Raw genomic sequence first — 22,176 nt, forward strand, 5'->3', positions numbered from 1 at the left:
CCATGCTTCTCATCCGCTGCCCCTATTGCGAGGAAGAGCGTCCGGAACTCGAGTTCCGCAACGCCGGCGAGGCGCATATCGCGCGTTCGGCAAACATGGCCGGCGAGACCGATGACGACTTCGAAAAGTTCTTTTTCATCCGTTCGAATCCCAAAGGCATCATCTATGAGCGCTGGCGGCACATGCATGGCTGCGCGCGGTTCTTCAACGCCGTGCGCGACACCGTCAGCGACAAATTCCTGATGACCTACAAGGCCGGCGAGCCGAAGCCCGCGAAACTGCCGGGAGCCGCCAAATGATCGCAGCGTTCCGCATTCCCGGCGCCGGGCGCCTCAAGCAGGCAGAGACGGCCCGCTTCAGTTTCGACGGCCAGTCCTATAGCGGCGTCGAGGGCGACACGCTGGCCTCGGCTCTGCTCGCCAACGGCGTCCATCTGGTCGGCCGTTCGTTCAAATACCACCGGCCGCGCGGCTTCCTGTCGGCTGGCGCGGAAGAGCCTAATGCGCTGGTCGAGATCAAGCGCGACGCGGCGCGCAAAACGCCGAATGTGCGCGCCACGGTGCAGGAGCTCTATGACGGGCTGACGGCGCAGTCGCAGAACCGCTGGCCGTCGCTTTCCTTCGACGTCGGCGCCGTCAACGACATCGCATCGCCGCTGTTTTCGGCCGGTTTCTACTACAAGACCTTCATGTGGCCGAAGGCCGCCTGGAAGAACTTCTACGAACCCAAGATCAGGGCGGCGGCCGGCCTTGGCGTTGCCCCCGACCAGCCCGATCCCGACCACTATTCGGCGCGCTTCGCCCATTGCGACGTGCTGGTGCTTGGCGGAGGTGCTGCGGGCATCGCCGCCGCCCTTGCAGCGGCCGAGACCGGCGTGCGCGTCATCCTTGCGGACGAGCAGGCGGATTTCGGCGGCAGCCTTCGTTTCGAGAGCGGCGCGCAGATCGAGGGGCAGGACGGTTTTGCCTGGGCGCAGGCGGCGGTCGCGAAGCTCAGGGACATGGACAATGTCCGCGTTCTCTCCCGAACCACGGCCTTCGGCTATTACGCGCAGAACTTCGTCGGGCTGGTCGAGCGTGTCAGCGACCATTTGCGGAACCCCGGCGGCGAGCTGCCGCGCGAGCGGCTGTGGCAGGTCCGCGCCAAGCGCGTGGTGCTGGCGACGGGCGCCATCGAGCGCCACATGGTGTTCGCCGACAACGACCGGCCGGGCATCATGCTGGCGTCTGCGGCGCGCACCTATCTCAACCACTATGGCGTCGCGGTCGGCAGGAATGTCGGCGTCTATACGGCCAATGATTCCGCTTATGCGGCGGCGATCGACCTGAAGAAGGCCGGCGTCGACGTGGCGGCGATCATCGACCTGCGCGACAATCCGACCGGACCGGTGATCGACGAGGCGAGGGCGCTCGGCATCGAGGTCAATTTCGGCCGCGCGGCGATCCGCGCCGGCGGCAAGTTGCGCGTGTCGTCGATGACCGTGCAGCCGAAGAATGGCGGCGGCGAGCGCACCATTCCCGTCGACGCGATCCTGATGTCGGCCGGCTGGACGCCGTCGGTGCATCTGTTCTCGCAGTCGCGCGGCAAGGTCGCCTTCAACGACGAGACCAAGCGCTTCGTGCCCGGCACCTATGCGCAGGACTGCGTCTCCGTCGGCGCCTGCAACGGCACCGATGGGTTGTCGGCGACGATCGACGAAGCCTATGCGGCGGGCGCCAAGGCGGCGAAAGATGCCGGCGCCAGCGTGGTCAAGGGAACCAAGCCGAAGGTCGACGCCAGCGAGAGCTGGTCGCGCGGCATGCTGGGTGCGGCGCCCGGCGCCGGGCCGGATACGACGGTCAAGGCGTTTGTCGATTTCCAGAACGACGTCACCGCCAAGGACATCCGCCAGGCGGTGCATGAAGGCATGCACTCGATCGAGCACGTCAAGCGCTTCACCACCAACGGCATGGCGACGGATCAGGGCAAGACCTCCAACATGCACGGGCTGGCCATCGCCGCCGAGACGCTCGGCAAGCCGATCCCGCAGGTCGGCCTGACGACGTTCCGGGCACCCTACACGCCGGTGACGTTCGGCTCGATCATCGGGCACGCCCGGGGTCCGCTGTTCGACCCGACGCGCAAGACTGCGATCCATCCCTGGGCCGAGGCTCAAGGCGCGGTCTTCGAGGATGTCGGCCAATGGAAGCGCGCGTGGTATTTCCCGAAGGCGGGCGAGGACATGCATGCCGCCGTGGATCGTGAGTGTGTCACGGTGCGCAAGACGGCCGGCCTGTTCGATGCCTCGACGCTGGGCAAGATCGAGGTGGTCGGGCCGGATGCGGCGAAGTTCATGGAACTGCTCTACACCAACCCGTGGGAGAAACTGGAGCCCGGCCGCTGCCGCTATGGCATCATGCTGCGCGAGGATGGTTTCATCTATGACGACGGCGTGGTGGGCAGACTGGCGCCGGACCGCTTCCATGTAACGACGACGACGGGCGGCGCGCCGCGTGTCATGAACCATATGGAGGATTACCTCCAGACCGAGTTCCCGCATCTCAATGTCTGGCTGACCTCGATCACCGAGCAGTGGGCCGTCATCGCCGTTCAAGGGCCAAAGTCACGCGACATCATCGCGCCCCTGGTCGAAGGCATCGACATGTCGGACGAGGCGCTGCCGCATATGTCGGTGCGTGAGGGCAGGATCTGCGGCGTGCCGACAAGGCTGTTCCGCATGTCGTTCACCGGCGAGCGCGGCTTCGAGGTCAACGTGCCGGCCGATTACGGCCAGGCCGTCTGGGAGGCACTGTGGGCCGAGGGCCAGAAGCACGGCGCCTGTGCCTATGGCACCGAGACGATGCACGTGTTGCGCGCCGAAAAGGGCTACATCATCGTCGGCCAGGACACCGACGGTACGGTGACGCCGAACGATGCCGGGCTCGACTGGGCGGTCGGCAAGAAGAAGACCGATTTCGTCGGCATTCGCGGCATGGCGCGGCCGGACCTCGTCGCCAAGGGCCGCAAGCAGCTTGTCGGCCTGAAAACCAAGGATCCCAAGGTGGTGCTGGAAGAAGGCGCACAAATCGTCGAGGATCCGAAGCAGGCGATCCCGATGAAAATGATTGGCCATGTCACCTCCAGCTACTGGTCGGAAAATTGCGGCCGCTCGATCGCGCTGGCTCTGGTTGCCGGCGGTCGCGATCGGATGGGCGAGACGCTCTATGTGCCGATGCCTGACGGAACGATCGAGGTGGAGGTCACCGGCATGGTGTTCTTCGACGAGAAGGGGGAGCGCCTCAATGGCTAAGGCTATCAAAATTGCTGCTCCCGCGCCGGCCGAACGCCGCGCCGCGCTCGCCGGCCAGGAGCTTTCCGCCGCTGGTGTCACGCTTGCTGTGTTGCCACCGGCGGAGCGCATTTCGCTGCGCGCGCCGGACGCTTCGATCGCTGCGCTTTCGAAGGCGCTCGGCGTGACCCTGCCGCGAAAGCCGAAGACCTCGGCGTCAAGGGCAGGGCGCACGGCCTTGTGGCTTGGGCCGGACGAATGGCTGGTCATCGACGAGGCCGAAAAAGACCCGCTCGCCGACTGCGCCAAGGTCACAGTGCTGCATTCGGCGGTCGGCATCTCGCATCGCAACGTCGCCATATCGGTCACTGGCCCAGCGGCAGCGACGACGATCAATTCCGGCTGTCCGCAGGACCTGTCGCTTGGCGCCTTTCCCGTGGGCGCGGCCTCGCGCACCATTCTGGGCAAGGTCGAGATCGTGCTGTTGCGCACAGCGGCAGACACTTTCCGGGTCGAATGCTGGCGTTCCTTCTCCGACTATGTTTTTACTTTCCTGTCTGAGGCAGCAGGCGACGCGGCGGCTTAGGAACATTCGCTGCGCTCGACCGTTTGCCCGAGCAAGTCGAGGGAGAATATCGATGCCGTCGAAATCCCCGCCGAAGTCACCGGTCCAGAAGACGTCGGCCGTGCGCTCTCTCGAACACGAGCAACATCAAGAACCGAACATTGAAGAGGAGCTTGAGGAAGGGCTCGAGGATACGTTTCCCGCCAGCGATCCGGTGTCGATCACCGGGACTTCGATTTCCGGCGCTCCCGCAAAGCCCGGCAAGGCCAAGATTGTGGCCGGAATGAAGAAGCGCAGGAAATAGCTTCCACCAGGTCCAGCGGGCCGGCTGAAATGGCCACGAGAACGGGCGGTCAGGATTTCCTGCCGCCCATCTGTTTTCGAACCTCAGAACGTGCTGGGCACGATCCACGGATCGATGTCGATGCCGAGCCGCGGGCCCTTGTTTTCAGTCGAGCCCTTGGCCGTGTCTGTCTTTTCGACCGATCCGGTCGCACCGCAATCGAGCTTGACGCTGGCGTCGACGCAGGCCGCGGCCGGCGCCTGCTTGCCGGGCTGGTTCTGGCCAGCGTAGGCCGCGCCCGAGAATGCCAGTACGGCGGCGAGAGCGAGCATTGTCTTTTTCATGGTCTGTCTCCGGTTTCGGCGGCTGAATTGAGTTCGTACATGTACGGCATAACGTACAGATACGGCCGGCGAATGCGGAGTTCAAGCAGGAATCGTACATGTACGATGATTTTTGAAAGGCTAGGTTCGAAAGACGGGAAAGGCATGCGAGCCGCAGGAACATGGCGGGCGAGACTGTTAATCTCGCCCTTCGCCCAGGGGTGATCGTCGGTTTACGGGCAGCAGTTGACCGGCGCCTCCGACAGCGGGGGCACGTCCTGCGTCGCCAGCGCGGCAAGCGCGAAATCGCACATCCGCGTCACGAAAGCCTGCTGGTCGCCGAACGGATAGAAGGGAAAGGTGATCAGCAGCGAGATCGTGCCGTGGCCGACCGCCCACAGCATGGTGGCGATAGCGCGCGGATCGCCCTTGAGCCTGCCGGCGGCAACACAGGCCTCAACCCTTTCGATCAGCACTTTCATCAACGGGTTCCCCTCTTGCATCTCGGCGAAGGTCTTGCCTTCCGGGGGCTTGACCCTTTCGGTCATGAACACCGTGCGATATTCGTTGGGATTGCCAAGGCCGAAGGCCGCGTATTCGGCCATGATCACCTTTAGCGCCTCGATCGGATCGTCGGCCGGGTGATCCTTAATACGCTTGGCCAAAGTCTGGAACGCATCCTCGGCCAGCGCGAACAAGATGTCCTGCTTGTCGGCGAAATAGGAATAGACCGACATCGGTGCATAGCCGACGCGCTTGGCCAGCTTGCGGATGGTGAGGCCCTCATAGCCTTCCTCCTGCACGAGCTTGTGCGCCGCATCGACAAGTTCGGAGCGCAGTTTGGCCTTTTGTTTCTCGCGGCGTGTCTGGACGCTGAGCGGCAATTTTCGCCTGCCTTGGTTTGTTGGCGGTGTCGGTTGGTGGCTGGCTAATTTATATACGCTGTACGGAATTGGACAAGGCGATCGCCCCAACAGGGTTACCGGTGCCGCCCTGCTTCCCCTCGTCGATCAGCCTCGCCGCAAGGCCCGCGAGCAACTTTCGCCGCCTCGCCATTTCGCGCCAATCACGCCGCCTCTGGCTGACGTTCGATCAGCGTCAGCGTCAGCCAGCGCGCGGTCAACGCAGGCTTTTTCGAGCCTTCGATCTCGATGGTCACGTCATGCGCCGTCTGCACCCAGCCCGACGGCCTGACCTTGACGTCGGCAAGCACGAAACGGGTGCGGATGCGCGAGCCGGTCTTCACCGGCGCCAGGAAGCGCAGCGAATCGAAGCCGTGGTTGACGCCCATCTTGCTGTTTTCGAGCGGCGGCATGGTCTCGAAGGTCATCGCCGACAAAAGCGAAAGCGACAGGAAGCCGTGCGCGATGGTGCCGCCGAACGGCGTCTCGCGCTTGGCGCGCTCCGGATCGCAATGGATGAACTGGTGGTCGTCGGTGGCATCGGCGAACTGGTCGATCATGCGTTGCGAGACCACTCGCCACGGCGACACGCCGACTTCCTTGCCGACGCTGGCCAGAAGCACATCGAGACTGATCGGTTCCACGCTGATGTCCTCCATTAAACCGCCCGGAGCGCGAGCGGCTTCATTCATTCCTTGAACAGTGTCAGCCCATGCTGCACCGATTGCCCGCCATCGATCGGCAGGATGGCGCCGGTGATATAGCTGCCAGCACGGCTGCACAAATAGAGCGTTGCGCCGGCAATGTCATCCGGCGCGCCGATGCGACGAAGCGGAACATGGTCGCCGACATGTCTTGCCTGCTGCTCGGTCGCGGTGGCGAAAGCCGTCATCCGGCTCTGAAAGGGGCCGGGGGCAAAGGCGTTGACGGTGATGCGGCGGGCTGCGAACTCGATCGCCAGAATGCGCGTCAGATGGTGAACCGCAGCCTTCGAGGCAGAGTAGGAATATGCGTCGTCGGCCAGCGGCTGGGTGCCCATCACCGAGCCCAGATTGATCACCCTGGCCGGATCGGCATCGCTTGCGGCGGCGTCAAGCAGCGGCAGAAGCTCACGCGTCAGATGGAACACAGCGGTGACGTTGACGCCGAACACCTTGGCCCAGGCGTGGTAGGGGAAGCTTTCCAGCGGCGCGCCCCAGGAAATGCCGGCATTGTTGATCAGGATGTTCAGCCGCTCCGTGCGCGCCTTGACCTCGGCGACCAGTGCCGCGATACCGGCCTCGCTGGAGACATCGCCGGCAAACCCCTCGGCCCGGCCGGAGCCGCCGAGGCCGTTCAATTCGCCGGCAACCCTAGTGCAATCCTCGCCCTTGCGCGAAGCGATCAACACGGTGGCGCCGGCCCTGACCAGTGCGGTCGCCGCCATGCGGCCGATGCCGGTCGCAGCCCCGGTCACCAGCGCGGTCTTGCCGGCGACAGAAAACAGCTCGTCGACATAGCTCATAGCAACTCCTCCGCGCCTTCTCGCCATCCGGGTGAGGAACTCGCGTTGACAAGGCTACCCGAAGTACGGTCATCCTTGCCACGGGTAAAGTGCCCACGCGTTCGTGAGGGGGTGAAGAGCAATGGACGTTCCATCAGAGATGAAGGCGCTCCTGCTCGTTGGCGACGGCTACACCAGGACACCTTCCGGCAGCGCGCTGGAAGCGATGGAGCCCTATGTGCAGCCGGGCGCGGTCGCGGTGCCGGCGCCCGGCCAAAGCCAAGTGCTGATCAAGGTCAGCCTGGCTTCGATCAACCCGTCCGACGTCGCCTTTATCAAGGGCCAGTATGGCCAGCCGCGCGTCAAGGGCCAGCCGGCTGGCTTCGAGGGCGTCGGCATCGTCGTCGCCGGCGGCGACGAGCCTTATCCCAAAAGCCTGGTCGGCAAGCGCGTCGCCTTCGCCACTGGCGTCAGCAATTGGGGCTCATGGGCCGAATACGCCGTCGCCGAAGCGGTCGTCTGCATCCCGCTGCTCGACACGGTCCGCGACGAGGATGGTGCAGCGATGATCGTCAATCCGCTCACCGCGCTTGCCATGTTCGACATCGTCAAACAGGAAGGCGAGAAGGCCTTCATCATGACCGCCGGTGCCAGCCAGCTCTGCAAGCTGATAGCAGGCCTGGCCAAGGAGGCAGGGTTCCGGCCGATCGTCACCGTGCGCCGCGACGAGCAGATCGCGCTTTTGAAGGAGAGTGGTGCAGCCCATGTCCTCAACGAGAAGGCGCCGGACTTCAAGGCGATGCTGCGCGAAGTGATCAAGACCGAACAGCCGCGCATCTTCCTCGACGCGGTGACCGGGCCGCTGGCCTCGGCCATCTTCCACGCCATGCCGAAGCGCTCGCGCTGGATCATCTATGGGCGGCTCGATCCCGACACGACCGTCATCCGCGAACCCGGCCAGTTGATCTTCCAGCACAAGCGTATCGAAGGCTTCTGGCTGAGCGAATGGATGCGCCAGTTCCGCGACCGCCGCGGACCGGCGATCATGGAGGCGCAGAAGCGCTTTTCCGACGGCCGCTGGTCGACCGATGTGACGGCGATCGTGCCGCTGGACGAGGCGATCGGGCGCGTGCCGGCGGAACTGGCCAAGCCGAATGGCAAGGTGTTTATAAGGCCCTGAATCAGAATAGCTCAAGGTTACGCCCATGCGGTTACAACGGTTTGTCGGGGTTGTCCTTGTGTCGATGGCAAGTACAATTTTCGCCGAGGCTGCAGACAAGTTCCCGCCCTTTTGGCGCAAGTCGATGACCAACGATCCGAGTACGAACTATTTTCTCAAGAAATATTCGACCCCTTTGGATGATCCAGCCGCGACCGCAGTTAGAAATATCATGCTGGCGCGGGTTATCGGCGCCGAATGCCAGTCGTCCAAGCTCAATAAGGCCAAGGTCAAAGCCTATCGCGATAGGATGATTGACCCGCTCACGCCTGAGCAACTGAAAGCAGCCGCATTCGAAGGTGGTAGTGCGCTGCGTAGTTTTAACTACCAGGATCTTGCCCACCTTTGCGCCGGCATCGACTATCAATTTGGACCGAAAGGGGTGCTGATCGCGGGTGCCGTTTCAGCGGGCAAGGGTGAGCCAAAGTATCCCTTTGATCCGCGAAGGCCATATTTTCGACTGCCGGATTTCACAGGCAATTAGTCAAACGGTATCCCCTCCGCAAACGGAAGGGCCTACTCCGCCGGCTCGACATTAGTGTAGGCGGCTTCCTCGAGCTCGCGCTTCAGCCGTGATGCTTCTTCCACCTTCGGCGTCACGAAGCGGCCGAGCAGCAGATAGGCGACCGGCGTCAGGAACAGTGTCGAGACGGTGGCAAGCCCCAGGCCGCCGACGATCACCCAGCCGAGCGCGATGCGCGCCTCGGCGCCGGCGCCGCTCGCCAGCACCAGCGGCACGCCGCCAAGCACGGTGCAGATCATCGTCATCATCACCGGCCGCAGGCGTATGGTGGAGGCTTGCTCGATCGCCTCGCGCACGCCGAGCCCGCGGTCGCGCAACTGATTGGCGAACTCGACGATCAGGATGCCGTTCTTGGCCATGACGCCGACCAGCAGCACCAGGCCGATCTGGCTGTAGGCGTTGAGGCTGGTGCCGCTGAGCAAAAGGGCGAAGATCGCGCAGGCCAGGCCGAGAGGCACCGTTGCCATGATGATGATGGCGCTGACGAAGCTCTCGAACTGGGCGGCGAGCACCAAAAGGATGATGACCAGCGAAAAACCGAAGATGGTGATCATGGCGCTGTTGGTCTCGCCCAGCGTCGCCGCCTCGGCCAAAGGCACGATGCGGCTGCCCGGCGGCAGAAGCGGCGTGGCGATTGCCACGGCGCGGGTGAGCGCCTGGCCGAGCGCGAGATCGCCGCTCAGGTTCGAGGTGATCGCCACCGACGGCTGTTGCTGCTCGCGGGTCAGCGAGGGCGGCACGGCGCGCTCGGTCAAGGTGGCGATGGTCGACATCGGCACGAAGCGGCCGTCGGCCGTCTTCAGGAAGATGTTCTCCAGATCGGTCGGATCGTTGATCGGATTGGTCGTCGAGACGAGTTTCACCCCGTAGCTGCGGTCTGCGATATAGACGTCGACAACATCATTGCCGTCGAGCATGGCCTGCAAGGTGTTGGCAAGCCCGGTGATGTCGATGCCGAGGTCGGAAGCGCGCTCGCGGTCGATGGCCACGGAAAGCTGGGGTTGCGTCGGGTCGACGGAGAGCCGGGGCGACTGGAAGCCAGGATCCTTCTGCATTTCGGCGATGATCTTCCCCGCGGCCTCGCCGAGCGCCACGCGGTTGTTGCCGACCAGCGCGAACTGCAGGCCGTTGCCTGCGCCGCGAATGCCGAGGCTGTTGGCCTGCATCGGAAAGACGCGCACGCTCGGCACCTGCCGGGTGAGCCGGCTGATGTCGGCCATGATCTGCTGCTGGCTGCGGGTGCGCTCATCCCATGGCGCCAGCGTCATCACCATGAAGCCGGCATTGTAGGCACCGTTCCGGCCGGCGCTCTCGAACGTGTTGCGGATTTCGCCGGAGTCGCGCAGCGGCTGGATCAGTCTTTCGATCTTCTGCATCTGCTCGGCCGTGTAGTCGAGGCTGACGCCTTGCGGCGCGTCGACGCGCATGAGCACGACGGCACGGTCCTCGGTAGGCGTCAGTTCCTGGCGGATCGTGCCAAAGAGCGTGAAGGCGGTGGCTGCAAACAGCGCCGCGACCAGAAGCACGATCCACGGCGCGTCAAGACAGATGCGCAGGCAGCGCCGGTAGAGCGTGTTCAGCGCGCCGCCGATGCGGGCGCCGACGCCATTGCCGCCTTCGTGGTGGAGCGGCGCAGCCGACAGCATGCGCGAGGCAAGCATCGGACAAAGGGTCAGCGCCACGATGGCGGACAGAAGCACCGATATGGCGAGCACGAAGCCGAATTCGCGGAACAGGCCGCCGGTCTGGCCCGGCAGGAAGGAGATCGGCACGAAGACGGCGACCAGCGTCAGCGTCGTGGCAATCACGGCGAAGAACACTTCCTGGGCGCCAAGTACAGCTGCGGCGCGCGGTCCCATGCCTTCGTTGCGTCGTCGCACGATGTTTTCCAGGACGACGATGGCGTCGTCGACGACCAGGCCGGTCGCCAGCACCAAAGCGAGCAGCGTCAATATGTTGACCGAGAAGCCGGCGAGATAGATCGCGGCGATCGTTCCGATCATGGCGACCGGCATAGCCAGCCCCGGAATGAGCGTTGCGCGCCAGTCGAGGAGAAACACGTAGATGACGATCAGCACGATGGAGACGGACAGGCCGAGCGCGATCTCGACCTCATGCACCGCACCGTTGACGAAGACCGCATCGTCGCTGGTAACCTTGATCGTCATGCCCTGGGGCAGATCCGCTTGCAGCTTGTCGACAGCGGCCTGCACGCCGGTCGAAATATCCAGCGTGTTCGATTCCGCCTGGCGGATGATGCCGAGACCGATGCCGTTCTTGCCGTTCGACCGCAGCGAGGTCTGGCCGATGTCGGGGCCGAGCGTGACCGTGGCGACGTCGCGGATGCGCGTCGTACCGCCGATGATGAGGTTTTCGAACTCCTCCGGCGTGGTCACGTCCGCCGTCGTGCGCACGATGAGATCCTGGTTGGTCGAGGTGATCGAGCCCGCCGGAGAGTCGAATGCGACCGAGGCCAGCGCTGTCCTGAGATCGGCGACGGTGAAGCCCAGGCTGGCGAGCTTGTTCTGGTCGACATCGATGCGGAAGATCTTGTCACGGTCGCCATAGACCTGGACGTCGGCAACGCCAGGCACGGCGGCAAGCGTGTCCTCGATCTGGTCCTGGACCAGCACCGTCATGTCCTGCACCGGCATGGTGTCGGAGGTGACGGCCAGCCGCATCACCGGATCGGAATTGGCGTCGGCCTTGACGATGCGCGGCGCGTCCGCCGTGTCCGGCATCTGGTCGGCGACGCGGCCGACGGCATCGCGCACATCGGAGGCGGCGACATCGAGGTCGACGCCGTCGTTGAACTCGATGGTGACGCGGTTCGAGCCGAAGGACGAGGTGGACGAGATCGACTTGACGCCGGAGACGCGGGCAACCGCTCCTTCGATCGTGTCGGTCAGCTCGCGATCGACGGTCTCGGCCGCGGCGCCGTCGAAGGCCGTGGAAACGGTGATGACGGCGCGGTCGACATCAGGCAGTTCGCGAACCTCGACACCGTAGAAGGCGGCAAGGCCGGCAACCGCTATCAATGTGTTCAGGACGAAGGCCATCACCGGCCTGCGGATGAACAGCGCGGTGAAGCCCGTGTCGCTGGCGGCATTGTTGGTTGTGGTCATCAGCCGTCGGCGTCCGCGGCGCGCTGTTCTTCGCCGGCGATGCGGACCTCGCCGCCTTCGCTGACGCTCTGGGTGCCTTCGGTCACCACCATGTCGCCGCTGACGATCGGGGCGTCGATCAGCACGGTCTCGGTGTTGCGCTGGATGATGCGCACGGCCACCCGCTTGGCCTTGCCGTCCTCGATGGCCCAGATATAGGCACCGTCCGAACCCCACTGGATCGCCAGCGGACTGACTGCCGGATAGCTGTCGCCGGGGAACTTCATGGTGATCTGGAAGGACATGCCGGCACGCAGCGAATCGGCCGGATTGGCGATCTTTGCCTTGACCAGAAGGGTACGGCTGGCTTCGTCGATGTGGTTGTCGATAGCGGAAACCGTGCCGGTATAGGCTTTGTTGGGATTGGCGATGGGCGTCGCCGACAACTGCGCGCCGACCTTGACGGCGGCGGCGAAGCGCTCCGGCACCCAGAATTCAACCAGTATGCTGGAGCGGTCGTCGAGCGTGGCGACCGCCGACTGGCTGGTCACATAGTTGCCGGCGGCGATCGGCAGGATGCCGACGACGCCGGCGATCGGCGCGACGATCGAGCGGCGCTGCAAGGCCAGTTCCGCGTCGCGAAGCGCCAGCTTGGCATTGGCCAGCACCACTTCGGCATCGGCAACCGCGACCGCTGTCGCGGCGTTGGAAGCCCGCAGTGATTTGACCCGGTCGAGCTTGGCTTGCGCGTCCTGCAAAGCAACCTTGGCGCGGTCCTGTGCGATCTCCTCCGTGTCGGAATCGAGGGTTGCGATCACCTGTCCCTTTTCGACATGGGCGCCGGACTCGACCAGGAACTCGATGAGACGGCCGGTACTGTAGGGATTGACCGTGACCGAGGCGTTGGCGCGGCCGGTGCCGATCGCCTGCAAGCGATCGTTGATGATGGCCGAGGCCGCCGGCAATGCGACGATCGTCACCTGCTGGCCGGCGCCGTTGCGGCCGCCTGCTTGCCCGGTCTTGTCGACCGCCCCGGTCGGAGGCGTCGCGGCATAAGCCCAGTCGATGCCCCAGCGCGCCAGCACATCCGGCGCGCCTGGAAAAAAGCGAAGCCAGGCGGCCGCGGCCGCGACGAGGATCACAAGTGCAAAAACGATCTGTTTCCAGGCGGCCATCGGCACTCCGGTTGGCAAGGATACCGTCTACGGTTCCCAAGTTGAGTAGACGAGACGGCACGATCCGAGACTTGGGATGATATCAAGGCTTTATGGCAATTCTCCCGCTCGCTTGCACATTAAATCGGCGTAAGGTTGGCGGATCGGCTACGCCAGGGGGCAAGCTCGATCAGCTGGCTGCTGCCAATGGTTCAAGGCCCTTCAGCCGTACTTCATGAGATTTACCACGACGTTCTCGTCTAGCTTCGCAAAATCCTGTGACCGCTAACCTATTGAAATTGTCCGCCTCTGTGAACCAAACGTGCAGGGTTCATGGCCTTGGGGAATTTCAGGCTAGAGAAGGCTTGCTCAGCCGCAGTGGCGGGCGGCGCGGTCGCTGGGCACACGTCACGTAGCCACGTTGGCTAGATTAGAAGAACTCACGCGCCGCGCGCGCATCCTGGCTGTCATCGAGCTTACCGACAAGCTCGCGGTGAGGCGCGATAAGTTCACGCGCTTTCTCGACATCTCCACGGCTTCGAAGACAGCGAGCGAGTTCCAAAGCGATACGCAGTTGACCAATCGCGGAACGCTGCAAGGTAGCGACGTTCGCAGCCATGTGGAGCATCCTCTCGATCTCGTCAGATCCGCCATCGCTCTTTTCGTGGATACAGGCTTCGATCCTGAGGACTTCAGCGAGCTGGAAATAGGTTCCATTGTAGCGGCCGAGCTCGAGGGCAGCTTCAACCGACTTGCGAGCGCTGTCCAGCCTGCCGCTGTCGCTCAGCGCTTCTGCGTAAAGGCCTATCAGATAGGGCAGCCCCATTTCGGCGCCGGTCCGGCGAATGGCGGATATGGCTTCCTCCATGCCGCGCAGGCCGGCCTCCCGTTCCCCAAGCCGGAATTGCCCCCATCCAACCTGGAACGCGGCTTGGCCGACAAGGAGCGGCAACTGGAACTTCTCTGCTATCTGCAGCTCGCTTTCCGCTGCCCGAAGCGCGGCCTCAGGGTCCCCTGCGAACATATGGAGGTAACTGGTCCCCCAATACGCAAGCGCCATGCTCAGCGGATGCTCGAAACGTCCGGCGAGTCCGATTGCGTCTTGGCACCGTAGCCTTGCCTTATCCGGCTCGCCGGCCAGCCAGGCTGACAACCCCGCGAAGCAGCGGCAGCAGACGCCTGGGTCATGACCGGAGTACTTGTACGTCAGATAATGATCGCGATCGGGGTCGTAGAGGCCGATGGCGCGTTCCGCATGGTTCTGGGCCGCCGCGGTCTCCCCAAGGAAAAAATTGTTTGTCCAGAACATGTGCTCGGTCTCGATCGCGAGACCGAGATCGCTGTCGTCCTTAACCATGCCAGCCCATCGGCACGCCAGTTCCTGCGCCGCTGCGGGCTTACCGCTAAGCATATAGTATTGAGCTCTCCCGCGCAGTGCCGTGAACAGACGCGCCTGGTCGCCGATCTTACCGCAAAGCTCCTCGGCACGCTCGAACGCGGCGAGCACTTCGGTCGCACCCCAACCGCGAGCCGCCATGAGGGCCACGCCCCTCGCGAGCTGGAACTCGATCTCTTGCTCGTCGGCGTCGGCAACATCGTTTTTCCTCAGCAGCCGAACCCCGAGGTCCAACTGGTCAAGCGCAGTGGCGTGTGCCGACCGCCTGATCGCCTTGCGTGCCGAGATCAAGAGATAGCCGACGGCTTCGTCCCAAAGGTGAGCCTGTTGCGCGTGTCTGGCCAGGCGCTCGCTGTGTTCCTCAAGCCTGTCCGCGTAATAGGTCTTGAGTTCGGCGAGCGCAGCCCTGTGAAGCTCGACGAGCGCGGACGATACGATGCGTCCTGACACTGCGGCTCGGATGAGGACGTGCTTGAAACGGATGAAAGCCTCGGGAAAAACCTGGAGCTCCACCAGGAGATCGGCCTTCTTCAAATTCTGTAGGGCGGCATCGAAGCGAAGGCTCGACAGCGCCGCCATCTTTTGTAGCAAAAGCACCGGAATCTCTCCGCCGAAGATCGAGGCGACCTCGGCGACCCGCTTCGCATCCTTGTCGAGACGTTCGAACCGGGCCTCGACGATCGTCTGGATACTCGCCGAAACGACGATCTCGTCGACGTCGGCCGAAGCCCGGTAGCGGCCCGGCTGCCCTTCCAGCTTGCCGGTCTCGGCGAGGGCGTGGATGGTCTCTTCCAGGAACAACGCATTGCCTTTGCATGCATCCGAGACTGCGCCGCAGAGCCGCTCAAGCTGGGGGTCCCTGCCGACCAGGTAGTCAAGAAGTGCTGCTGCTTCGGCCGTGTTGAGCGCAGGCAGGCGGATTTCGGAAGTTCCTGCAGCGGCGAAGGCACTGCGATCGTATTCAGGTCGACAGGTCAGGATAAGCAGGCAGCGAACAGTGGGGACTGCCTGCGCCAGCCGCACCAGGACCCCCTCACTCTCGGCGTCTATCCAATGGAGATCCTCGACCAGGAGAACGACGGGCTTCCCGCGACCAAGGAACAATAAAAGCCCAACCGCTGCCTCCTGCATACGCCGCGACCGTTCCTGGCCGGAAATAGTGGCCCAACTCGAGCTCTGAACGGGCAGTTCCATGATTGCCATGATCGGATCGAGGAGCCGCTCGTCGAATCCCCGCGCGCTTTGCACGGCCAGCACCTTTTCGATCGCGATCGCCGGCGCTTCGGTGTCGCCCACGCCGAACAGAGCCTGCAGCAGCTTCCGAACCACGACGAAGCCACTGTGCAGGTCCGTTTCCAGCGCGCCGACTTCCAGGTTCTCGGCGTCATCATGGGGGATGGCGCCAACGAATTCATGTGTGAGGCGCGACTTGCCGAGACCGGGATCGCCCACCACGAAAATCGTCTGGCCTTCGCCGTCGGACGTGTCATGCCAGGCCCTGTTCAGAAGCTGCAGCTGCATCTCGCGGCCGACAAAGGGCGACAGTTGCGTTTCGGCACGCAACTGCCAGCGCGAGCGGCCCCGTTTGATCTCGGTCACTTCAAAAAGCCGCTGGTCCTTCGGGTATTCCGACAGAAGTGGCACTGCCAGCGCTTGCATGCCGACGAAGCCGCCAGCCGATGCCCGGGTCCTGGCGGTTGCCACCACGAGATCGCGCCCCAACGCCTGGCTCAGCGTATGGGCCACGGACACCGGCCCGCCGCGCACCTCCAAAGCCCGGTCAGGTGCCGGGCCGACGATCACGATGCCTGTGTCCAGTGCAGCACGGACGCCGGTCATCCAATCGGCGTGACCGAGCGCGAGCTCGCGCAGCGCGAGTGCGGTCCGGCAGGCAAGTGCAGCATGTCCTTCGAGCGGCTCAGGCGCGCCAAACGACGCGACGAGCTCATTCTCGGAAATCGTCAGAACCGTTCCTCCGTTGTCGCGCACGAGGGCGGTGGCCTGCATGAGGAAAGGATCGACCCGCTCGAGCGCAACGTCGGGAGGCAGGCTCTCCATCACCTGTTCCGCATATCGGAAATCGGCGCACAGGATCGTTGCCTGTCGCCGGGTCCTCGGATCGACCGTAACTGCCGTTCGCGCCTGAAGCACTTCGTTCGCAAATGCCGACGCCTCGAGGAGGAAGTCGCGGAACGCGGGTTCCTCGGCAAGCAGGATGTGATTGGCGCTGTCCAGTTCGATGAACCGGGCACCGGGGATCGTTCTCCCGAGCTCCAGACCTTCCGAGAGGGGGGCGACACGGTCGCCGTTGGCATGCAGGACGAGCGCTGGCACATGCAGCCTCTCAAGCGATCGCGATATGTCAATGTCGGCAAAGACATAGCTCAACCGCATCGCGTTTTCCGGCGTGAGCGTCCGGCGCTGCAGCTCATTGAACCAATCCATCTGCACGCGATTAGCACCCGGTATGAACAGATTGGTGAACATTTGGCGGAACAATGGGTCGTCCTGACCCCAACCCCGGCGCATCAACGTCGAGATTGCTTCGCGCCTGGCGATCTCCGCCGCATTTCCGCGCGCTCGCCACCCACGAACATATCCCCCCCAAATCAAGAGACCCGCGACCTTCTCGGGATGGCGAATGGCGTATTCGACCGAGAGGGCACAGCCTTGCGATATTCCAAGGAGGACGAAACGGTCGAGGCCCACAGCCTCTACGACGCATTCGAGATCGTCCACGAATGCATCGAAAGACACATCCTCACAGACTGTGTCGGAAAGGCCGTTCAGGCGCCCATCGTAGCGTACAAGCGTGAAGCCGCTGGACAGGCCGTCGATCCAATGTCCCCAAACCGGGCTTTCCCAATCAAAGTCGAGATGGGACATCCAGTGCGAGGCACGCACGATCGCTGGCCCGGATCCACTGATGGCATAGGCGATCCGGGTGCCATCGCGGGCATTGACGTAGCGTATATGCTGCTTACCCGACGAAACCTCCGTCGAAGGCGACAGGACGGGGTCGGGCGCAGGTCCCGTCACCGGAGGTTCGGGGGCCGGCCGGCTAACAGGTCCAGCCGTCGTGCCACTTCGGATCGGGGCAGCGGCGACGGTCAGTCGAGCCTGATCGTTAATGCGGGCGATCTCGTCAGCGAGATCATTGTCCGGAAGAAGTGACTGCAGCGTGTGCAAATGGGCAAGCGCCCGCTCCGGCTCGTCGCCGTAGCGACCGATAAGGGCGCGCACCGCCTTAAGGCGCAGGATCTCGGTCTCATTCGAACAATAGACGCGCCAAGCCTCGAACGCCTGGCAGCGCGGCAGATAGAGGTCCGACAAGAACGGACCGGCGAAAGCCGCAGCGATCGCTTCCAGACGCTCTGTAGGCAGCGAACCAACCGCATCGGCCGACAGGCCCCTGATCAGATCGTAGTCGAGCCAGATCGATCCCGGCTTCAGTTGAACCACGTTGCGGTCGGCCATAAGCCGTGTCTCGCCGTCGGCGTTTAGAATCTGGCGCAGCTTCGAGAGACTCCAACGCAGCGCGCCTCTGGGATCATCGGGGACGTCCCAGAACATCTCGCAAAGCCGCTCGCGGCGCTGCTGCTTTTGCTGCACGGCCAGGTAGGCGAGTAACGCCCGCGTCTTGCGCGATTGCGTTAGCGCCACAGGCTCGCCGTCACAGCGAACCGTGAAGTCGCCGAGAACCCTCACTTCGAATGCCGAGCTCAATCCGGCTGTCCTAACCGTATGGTCGGCCTTACATTAGCATCTTATGGTCGGCGTTACATTAGCGACGAAGCGTTTGCAGCATCCTAACCGACGGCGGGTGTGTGTCTTCACGCCCGCCATCGCATTCGACCCGGACTCCGTCACCGGACCTCAGCCCTGCGAGCGATCTCGCTAAGGCGTCTGAAGTCAACCACCCGGTCGAGGTGCTCCCGGACTGCCTCGAGCGGCGGACCTTTGCGGATGTCCTTCCACAGAGTGGATGGCGGGGTTGCATAGATACCGAATGAGATGTTCATAAGTTGACTCCTTGGTTTGCAGCGGACCATTCCGCCAAGTTTCTCGAACATGCGGTCCGCCCGTTGGAGACAGCGTGTGGGAGAGCATGGAAATGCGTCGCCGCCCGTCAGCCTATGGCGGCTAATCGAGCGGCACGGTGTAGGTCGTTGCCGTGCCGGACAGGCAAACCTCGCCTGCCGAGTTTGCGATGGTGGTTGACAGCGTGCAGATCGGCTTGTCTTCCCGCACGCTAAGCACCTCCGCGCGCGCGATGATCTCCTCGCCGATTCCGACAGCCTTGAGGAACTTCCACTCGACGCCAAGAAAGACGCTGCCGGGTCCCGGCAAGTCCTCGGCCACCAGCGCGTTGAGAAGGCCGGAAGTGACACCGCCCTGAACTATGAGACGGCCGAATACGGTGCGGGAAGCCAGGATATCATCGTAGTGGAGTGGGTTTCTGTCGCCGGTCATGTCACTGAAGGCAATGATGTCGCTGGCCCGAGTGACGCGCCTTCGCTCTGCACTGGCTCCGACTGCCGGTTTTCCGAAGCGGACTCCGGACCATCCGGATCGTATGATCGTTTGCATAGCCTTGTTCCTTGGTTGTGTTTCAGATTGCCTCTAGCTGCGACGTCACTAGCCCTTGCGGGATGGGCGGAACCTGGCGATCGCGCGCCGCCCGGGCCAAGAGCACAGCGACCTCGGATTTCATCGCCTCGCTGAAGCGCTTGTGACGTTCAGGTAGCTCTTCGAGGGACCAGTCGAACGCACTGATGGCGTCCGTGGTCTCAAGGATGGGCAGTGCGAGGCTATCGCGTATTTCTTGGAACTCCCGCAATGCGGACTCGCGACAGGAAAGGATTGCCGTCGCGGCCCCCTCGGCATCACGCAGGGCGTCGGAAATACCATGCGAGGTCAGCGGGTCGCGGAAGAAGCCGGCATCCCCGACCAGCATCCAGCCAGGGCCGTATGCCTGCCGCAATCGGCCGGGCGTGCCGCGGAAGGCCTTCAGACGTTCGCCACCATTGCCGAAGACCCGCGATCCCAATCCGGGTGCCAGCGCTGCCAGGGCACGCTGTGCGGCGGAAAGATCGAAACGGAACTCTGCGTCAAACCGCTCGGTCGGAACGGAGGCGACGATACAGGCAAACCCATCATTCGTCGGTATCATGCCGCCGGATAGGTTCCGGCCGAAATACCAGTGATATCCCGAGAACGCCGGCGTGGGGGCGTAGCCGAAGACATGTGCCACCGAGCACCGCCCCTGCACCAGCGTTCGTGCCTCGACCTTGCGAGCGACAAACGAGCCGAGCCCGTCTGCTCCAACCACGATATCGGCGCTTACCTCGCGAGTTTGGCCGGCGGCATCCCTGAACGTGACGCCGCGTACACGGCCATGTGGGTCGAACACGAGATCATGGACCGCAGTGTCATGCAGAACCGTCGCGCCCGCCGCGCGCGCCGCGTCGACCAGCATGCGGTCAAGCACCGTGCGCCGTGGAGCGATCAAGCCCGGCATATCTGGCTCGGGCCGGATGGGTACAGTGACCTCCTGCTCGCCGTAGTGAAACGTGGTGGACCTGATCACCGGCGCACCGCTTTGGATCAACGGTTGGAGCAGGCCCCAGCGCGAGAGCTGGATGGCGGCTGGTCGCATCAGAGCGTGTGTGGATAGCGTGTCAGATCCATAGGACTGGCGGTCGCCTGCCAGCACCCGCAATCCCGCCCGGGAGAGCAGCATTGCCGTCGAGGCTCCGGCGCAGCGCGCGCCGACGATGATGGCGTCGTAGTGAGAATGCAGGGGGACAACGTTGGAACGCATTGGAATGTCCTTATGCTGCCTTGAGGCCGCTGTGACCGAGATAGTGTGAGACATGAGCGGCGATCGCTTCCGCATCCGCGCCAACGCCTCCAATGAAATTGGAATCGCGTTTGCGCAGAAAGCGGAAGCCGAGCGCGTAGAGGCCGGCGACGGTCGTGATCCCGTCCTTGTGGGCCAGTTCGCCATCGGCGGTGAAGGCCGGTAGTTTCAGCCATGAAAACGAGCGGCTGTAGCCGGTCGCCCATATGATGGTGCCGATGATGCCGTTCGCGAACGACAGGCGCTTGAGGCAGGTTGTCGGCACCTTGACCGGCGCAGGACCGAGGCCCATGGACTTGTGACCTGCGAACTGGTCGATCTGGCGAAGGAGCCGCTCCTGCTTGGCATCCGCCGCCGTGATGCTGTCCTCGAGATCATCGGCAAAGCCAATTGTCCGGTTCGAGATGTGGCTCAACCGCCCGGTGAGTTCGACCCCAATGCCCTGAAGGGTCGCCAGATCGACATTGGAGCGATCCGCCCGACCGGCAAGCTGAAGTGAAGGCTGTCGCCTGGCGCTGTCGGGATCTGTCAATTCGTCCAGCCGCTGGGACATGAATCCCATATGGTAGAGCCACCAGAAGATATCCTTGTCTCGCCAGATGCGCGGCAAACGCGTGTGCTTGCCGACAGACAGGATTACGCGCCTGCCGCTGCGTCGCAGCTCGTCGGCTATCTGGATGCCCGACGACGATGCGCCGACAACCAGCACGCCGCCCGATGCAAGCTCGTCGGGACTTTGGTACTGCGAAGCGTGGATGCTGACCGGTTGATCCGCGCCGGCATGCGGCGGGAAGGGCATGCTTGGCACATCGCAATGACCGGTGGCCACAACGACAACTTTCGCCGACCAGTCGCCTGCGGTCGTCCTCAGCCTGAAGCCTTGCCCATCCTGTTCGCACGACAAGACATCGACGTACGAGCGCACCGGCGCTTGCGATCGATGGGCATAGCCGACCAGGGTTTCCACAAACGCGTCGCGCGTCATGTAACCGTCGGGTTCGGAGCCACAATAGGGGGAGCCTGGCAGCGAGTTCAGCCAATTGGGCGTCAAAAGGCGGAGCGAACGCCATGTCGAGGACCGCCACCGTTCGCCAATGCGCCCGCGCTCCAGAACGACATGCGAGATTCCGCGTTTTCGAAGGCAATGGCTCAAGGCGATGCCCGCCTGGCCAGCGCCGACGATGACAACGTCAGCGTGTTCCATATTGTTTCCATCAGCTTTGGAGGACGACGGTTCAGACCCCCGTCCGAACCGTCTTTCCGGGTGGATCACTGGATGGTTTTGACACCGACCGAAACGGAAACACCGTTCGTCAGCACGTCGAAGACCGCGGACCGTGCCCGTGCCTGCTCGACCAGTTGCTGAAGCTTCTCGGACGGCGCATCGCCCTCGATTTCGAACGCCACCGCGATATTCTGAAAGCCGTTTCGAACCTCGTCGGAAATCCCGAGGATGCCGCGCAGATCGATGTCGCCATCGACGGAGCACTGCACCTTGGTCAGCTTGATGCCTCTGGCGGCAGCTATGTTCGCCACGCCGGACATCAGGCAGCTGGCGAGCGCATGCAGCAGCCATTCGACCGGGGTGGGGCCGTGATCGGCGCCGCACAGCACGGCCGGGTGGTCGCTGTCGGCGTAATAGGCTTTGGCATGCTTCTGTTCCTGGCCGGCGCCGTGGAAGCCCAGCATGACGCTCTTGCTGTGGGTGCCTTCGACCCACTCGTTGTGGGCGCGGAACTGGAACTTGGCCAATTCAGGCTGGCCGGCGACAAAATTGATCGTTGCCAGAAGGTTCGGCGTGTCGACGCCGTTCAACGGTGGTCTTGAGGCCTTGGTGGTGTGTTGCATCGTCTTCTCCAAGTGATTAGTGCGGCGAATTTGCCGGACCGCTTCCTTGTGACGGCGCTTCGTTTGAACGAGGGTGGTTGCGTTCGTGGAATTTGCCATGGAATTGCTATGATCCACATGCTTCCACGCGCGACGAAACGATTTGCGAGACGTGGGCTTTGTTCAAAGCCCCAAATCCCCGGCGATGGGACCGCCAGGGATTGCGCGGTCGAGCAATTCTTGTGTTGAAGGCCCAGGCTCGACTT

At 63.4% G+C, this 22,176-nt stretch carries 17 protein-coding genes; 6 read left to right on the forward strand and 11 right to left on the reverse strand.

Going from position 1 to position 22,176, the window contains the following annotated elements:
* Window positions 1-2: 2 nt before the first annotated feature.
* Genes E5X88_RS04930 through E5X88_RS04945 form a run of 4 tightly spaced genes read left to right on the forward strand, consistent with a single transcriptional unit; the run spans window position 3 to window position 4,137 of the window.
* Entirely contained in the window at window positions 3-299 is a 297-nt protein-coding gene (locus E5X88_RS04930; protein WP_292158799.1) for a sarcosine oxidase subunit delta, read from the forward strand.
* Window positions 296-3,289 (forward strand): sarcosine oxidase subunit alpha, encoded by a 2,994-nt coding sequence (locus E5X88_RS04935; protein WP_292158802.1) that lies wholly within the window; start codon window positions 296-298, stop codon window positions 3,287-3,289. The genes E5X88_RS04930 and E5X88_RS04935 overlap by 4 nt, the downstream gene beginning before the upstream one ends.
* Entirely contained in the window at window positions 3,282-3,854 is a 573-nt protein-coding gene (locus E5X88_RS04940) for a sarcosine oxidase subunit gamma (RefSeq protein WP_292158804.1), read from the forward strand. The genes E5X88_RS04935 and E5X88_RS04940 overlap by 8 nt, the downstream gene beginning before the upstream one ends.
* A gap of 52 nt (window positions 3,855-3,906) precedes the next feature.
* Entirely contained in the window at window positions 3,907-4,137 is a 231-nt protein-coding gene (locus tag E5X88_RS04945; RefSeq protein ID WP_292158806.1) for a hypothetical protein, read from the forward strand.
* A gap of 83 nt (window positions 4,138-4,220) precedes the next feature.
* Here the strand turns inward: E5X88_RS04945 and E5X88_RS04950 are convergent, their stop codons facing one another.
* The 4 genes from E5X88_RS04950 to E5X88_RS04965 form a co-directional block, all read right to left on the reverse strand.
* Window positions 4,221-4,460: a DUF680 domain-containing protein gene (locus E5X88_RS04950; protein ID WP_292158809.1), complete on the reverse strand. Its 240-nt coding sequence runs from the start codon at window positions 4,458-4,460 to the stop codon at window positions 4,221-4,223.
* A gap of 212 nt (window positions 4,461-4,672) precedes the next feature.
* A complete protein-coding gene (locus E5X88_RS04955) occupies window positions 4,673-5,323 on the reverse strand; it encodes a TetR/AcrR family transcriptional regulator (protein ID WP_292158811.1) in 651 nt (216 codons plus the stop codon).
* Between the two features lie 182 nt (window positions 5,324-5,505).
* Entirely contained in the window at window positions 5,506-6,000 is a 495-nt protein-coding gene (locus E5X88_RS04960; RefSeq protein WP_280954153.1) for a MaoC family dehydratase, read from the reverse strand.
* 29 nt (window positions 6,001-6,029) lie between these two features.
* A complete protein-coding gene (locus E5X88_RS04965) occupies window positions 6,030-6,845 on the reverse strand; it encodes an SDR family oxidoreductase (protein WP_292158815.1) in 816 nt (271 codons plus the stop codon).
* Window positions 6,846-6,966: 121 nt separating this feature from the next.
* Between E5X88_RS04965 and E5X88_RS04970 the strand changes: the two genes are divergently transcribed.
* Both E5X88_RS04970 and E5X88_RS04975 read left to right on the forward strand, forming a co-directional pair.
* Window positions 6,967-8,004, forward strand: coding sequence for a zinc-binding dehydrogenase (locus E5X88_RS04970; protein ID WP_292158817.1), 1,038 nt, complete (start codon window positions 6,967-6,969; stop codon window positions 8,002-8,004).
* Window positions 8,005-8,068: 64 nt separating this feature from the next.
* On the forward strand, window positions 8,069-8,527 hold the full coding sequence (locus E5X88_RS04975) for a hypothetical protein (protein ID WP_292158819.1): 459 nt from the start codon (window positions 8,069-8,071) through the stop codon (window positions 8,525-8,527).
* A gap of 32 nt (window positions 8,528-8,559) precedes the next feature.
* Here E5X88_RS04975 and E5X88_RS04980 read toward each other — a convergent pair whose 3' ends face one another.
* From E5X88_RS04980 to E5X88_RS05010, 7 genes are all read right to left on the reverse strand, one after another.
* The gene (locus tag E5X88_RS04980; RefSeq protein WP_292158821.1) at window positions 8,560-11,691 is read right to left on the reverse strand and encodes an efflux RND transporter permease subunit; all 3,132 of its coding nucleotides are present in this window, start codon (window positions 11,689-11,691) and stop codon (window positions 8,560-8,562) included.
* Entirely contained in the window at window positions 11,691-12,845 is a 1,155-nt protein-coding gene (locus tag E5X88_RS04985) for an efflux RND transporter periplasmic adaptor subunit (RefSeq protein ID WP_292158823.1), read from the reverse strand. Before E5X88_RS04985 ends, E5X88_RS04980 begins: the two co-directional genes overlap by 1 nt.
* A gap of 409 nt (window positions 12,846-13,254) precedes the next feature.
* Window positions 13,255-17,946, reverse strand: a complete 4,692-nt coding sequence (locus E5X88_RS04990; protein ID WP_292158825.1) for an alpha/beta fold hydrolase — start codon at window positions 17,944-17,946, stop codon at window positions 13,255-13,257.
* A 417-nt stretch (window positions 17,947-18,363) separates the two neighbouring features.
* Window positions 18,364-18,810, reverse strand: coding sequence for a MaoC family dehydratase (locus E5X88_RS04995; protein ID WP_292158827.1), 447 nt, complete (start codon window positions 18,808-18,810; stop codon window positions 18,364-18,366).
* A 22-nt stretch (window positions 18,811-18,832) separates the two neighbouring features.
* Entirely contained in the window at window positions 18,833-20,044 is a 1,212-nt protein-coding gene (locus E5X88_RS05000) for an NAD(P)/FAD-dependent oxidoreductase (RefSeq protein WP_292158829.1), read from the reverse strand.
* Between the two features lie 10 nt (window positions 20,045-20,054).
* Window positions 20,055-21,287: an NAD(P)/FAD-dependent oxidoreductase gene (locus E5X88_RS05005; protein WP_292158831.1), complete on the reverse strand. Its 1,233-nt coding sequence runs from the start codon at window positions 21,285-21,287 to the stop codon at window positions 20,055-20,057.
* Window positions 21,288-21,352: 65 nt separating this feature from the next.
* Complete coding sequence (locus E5X88_RS05010) at window positions 21,353-21,931, reverse strand: OsmC family protein (protein WP_292158833.1); 579 nt, start codon at window positions 21,929-21,931, stop codon at window positions 21,353-21,355.
* Between the last annotated feature and the right edge of the window lie 245 nt (window positions 21,932-22,176).

This window comes from Mesorhizobium sp. (assembly GCF_004962245.1).
GTDB lineage: Bacteria > Pseudomonadota > Alphaproteobacteria > Rhizobiales > Rhizobiaceae > Mesorhizobium.

Coding starts and splice junctions, on each gene's coding strand:
- E5X88_RS04930 (WP_292158799.1), top strand. CDS start 3: ATGCTTCTCATCCGCTGCCCCTATTGCGAGGAAGAGCGTCCGGAACTC.
- E5X88_RS04935 (WP_292158802.1), top strand. CDS start 296: ATGATCGCAGCGTTCCGCATTCCCGGCGCCGGGCGCCTCAAGCAGGCA.
- E5X88_RS04940 (WP_292158804.1), top strand. CDS start 3,282: ATGGCTAAGGCTATCAAAATTGCTGCTCCCGCGCCGGCCGAACGCCGC.
- E5X88_RS04945 (WP_292158806.1), top strand. CDS start 3,907: ATGCCGTCGAAATCCCCGCCGAAGTCACCGGTCCAGAAGACGTCGGCC.
- E5X88_RS04950 (WP_292158809.1), bottom strand. CDS start 4,460: ATGAAAAAGACAATGCTCGCTCTCGCCGCCGTACTGGCATTCTCGGGC.
- E5X88_RS04960 (WP_280954153.1), bottom strand. CDS start 6,000: ATGGAGGACATCAGCGTGGAACCGATCAGTCTCGATGTGCTTCTGGCC.
- E5X88_RS04965 (WP_292158815.1), bottom strand. CDS start 6,845: ATGAGCTATGTCGACGAGCTGTTTTCTGTCGCCGGCAAGACCGCGCTG.
- E5X88_RS04970 (WP_292158817.1), top strand. CDS start 6,967: ATGGACGTTCCATCAGAGATGAAGGCGCTCCTGCTCGTTGGCGACGGC.
- E5X88_RS04975 (WP_292158819.1), top strand. CDS start 8,069: ATGGCAAGTACAATTTTCGCCGAGGCTGCAGACAAGTTCCCGCCCTTT.
- E5X88_RS04980 (WP_292158821.1), bottom strand. CDS start 11,691: ATGACCACAACCAACAATGCCGCCAGCGACACGGGCTTCACCGCGCTG.
- E5X88_RS04985 (WP_292158823.1), bottom strand. CDS start 12,845: ATGGCCGCCTGGAAACAGATCGTTTTTGCACTTGTGATCCTCGTCGCG.
- E5X88_RS04995 (WP_292158827.1), bottom strand. CDS start 18,810: ATGCAAACGATCATACGATCCGGATGGTCCGGAGTCCGCTTCGGAAAA.
- E5X88_RS05000 (WP_292158829.1), bottom strand. CDS start 20,044: ATGCGTTCCAACGTTGTCCCCCTGCATTCTCACTACGACGCCATCATC.
- E5X88_RS05005 (WP_292158831.1), bottom strand. CDS start 21,287: ATGGAACACGCTGACGTTGTCATCGTCGGCGCTGGCCAGGCGGGCATC.
- E5X88_RS05010 (WP_292158833.1), bottom strand. CDS start 21,931: ATGCAACACACCACCAAGGCCTCAAGACCACCGTTGAACGGCGTCGAC.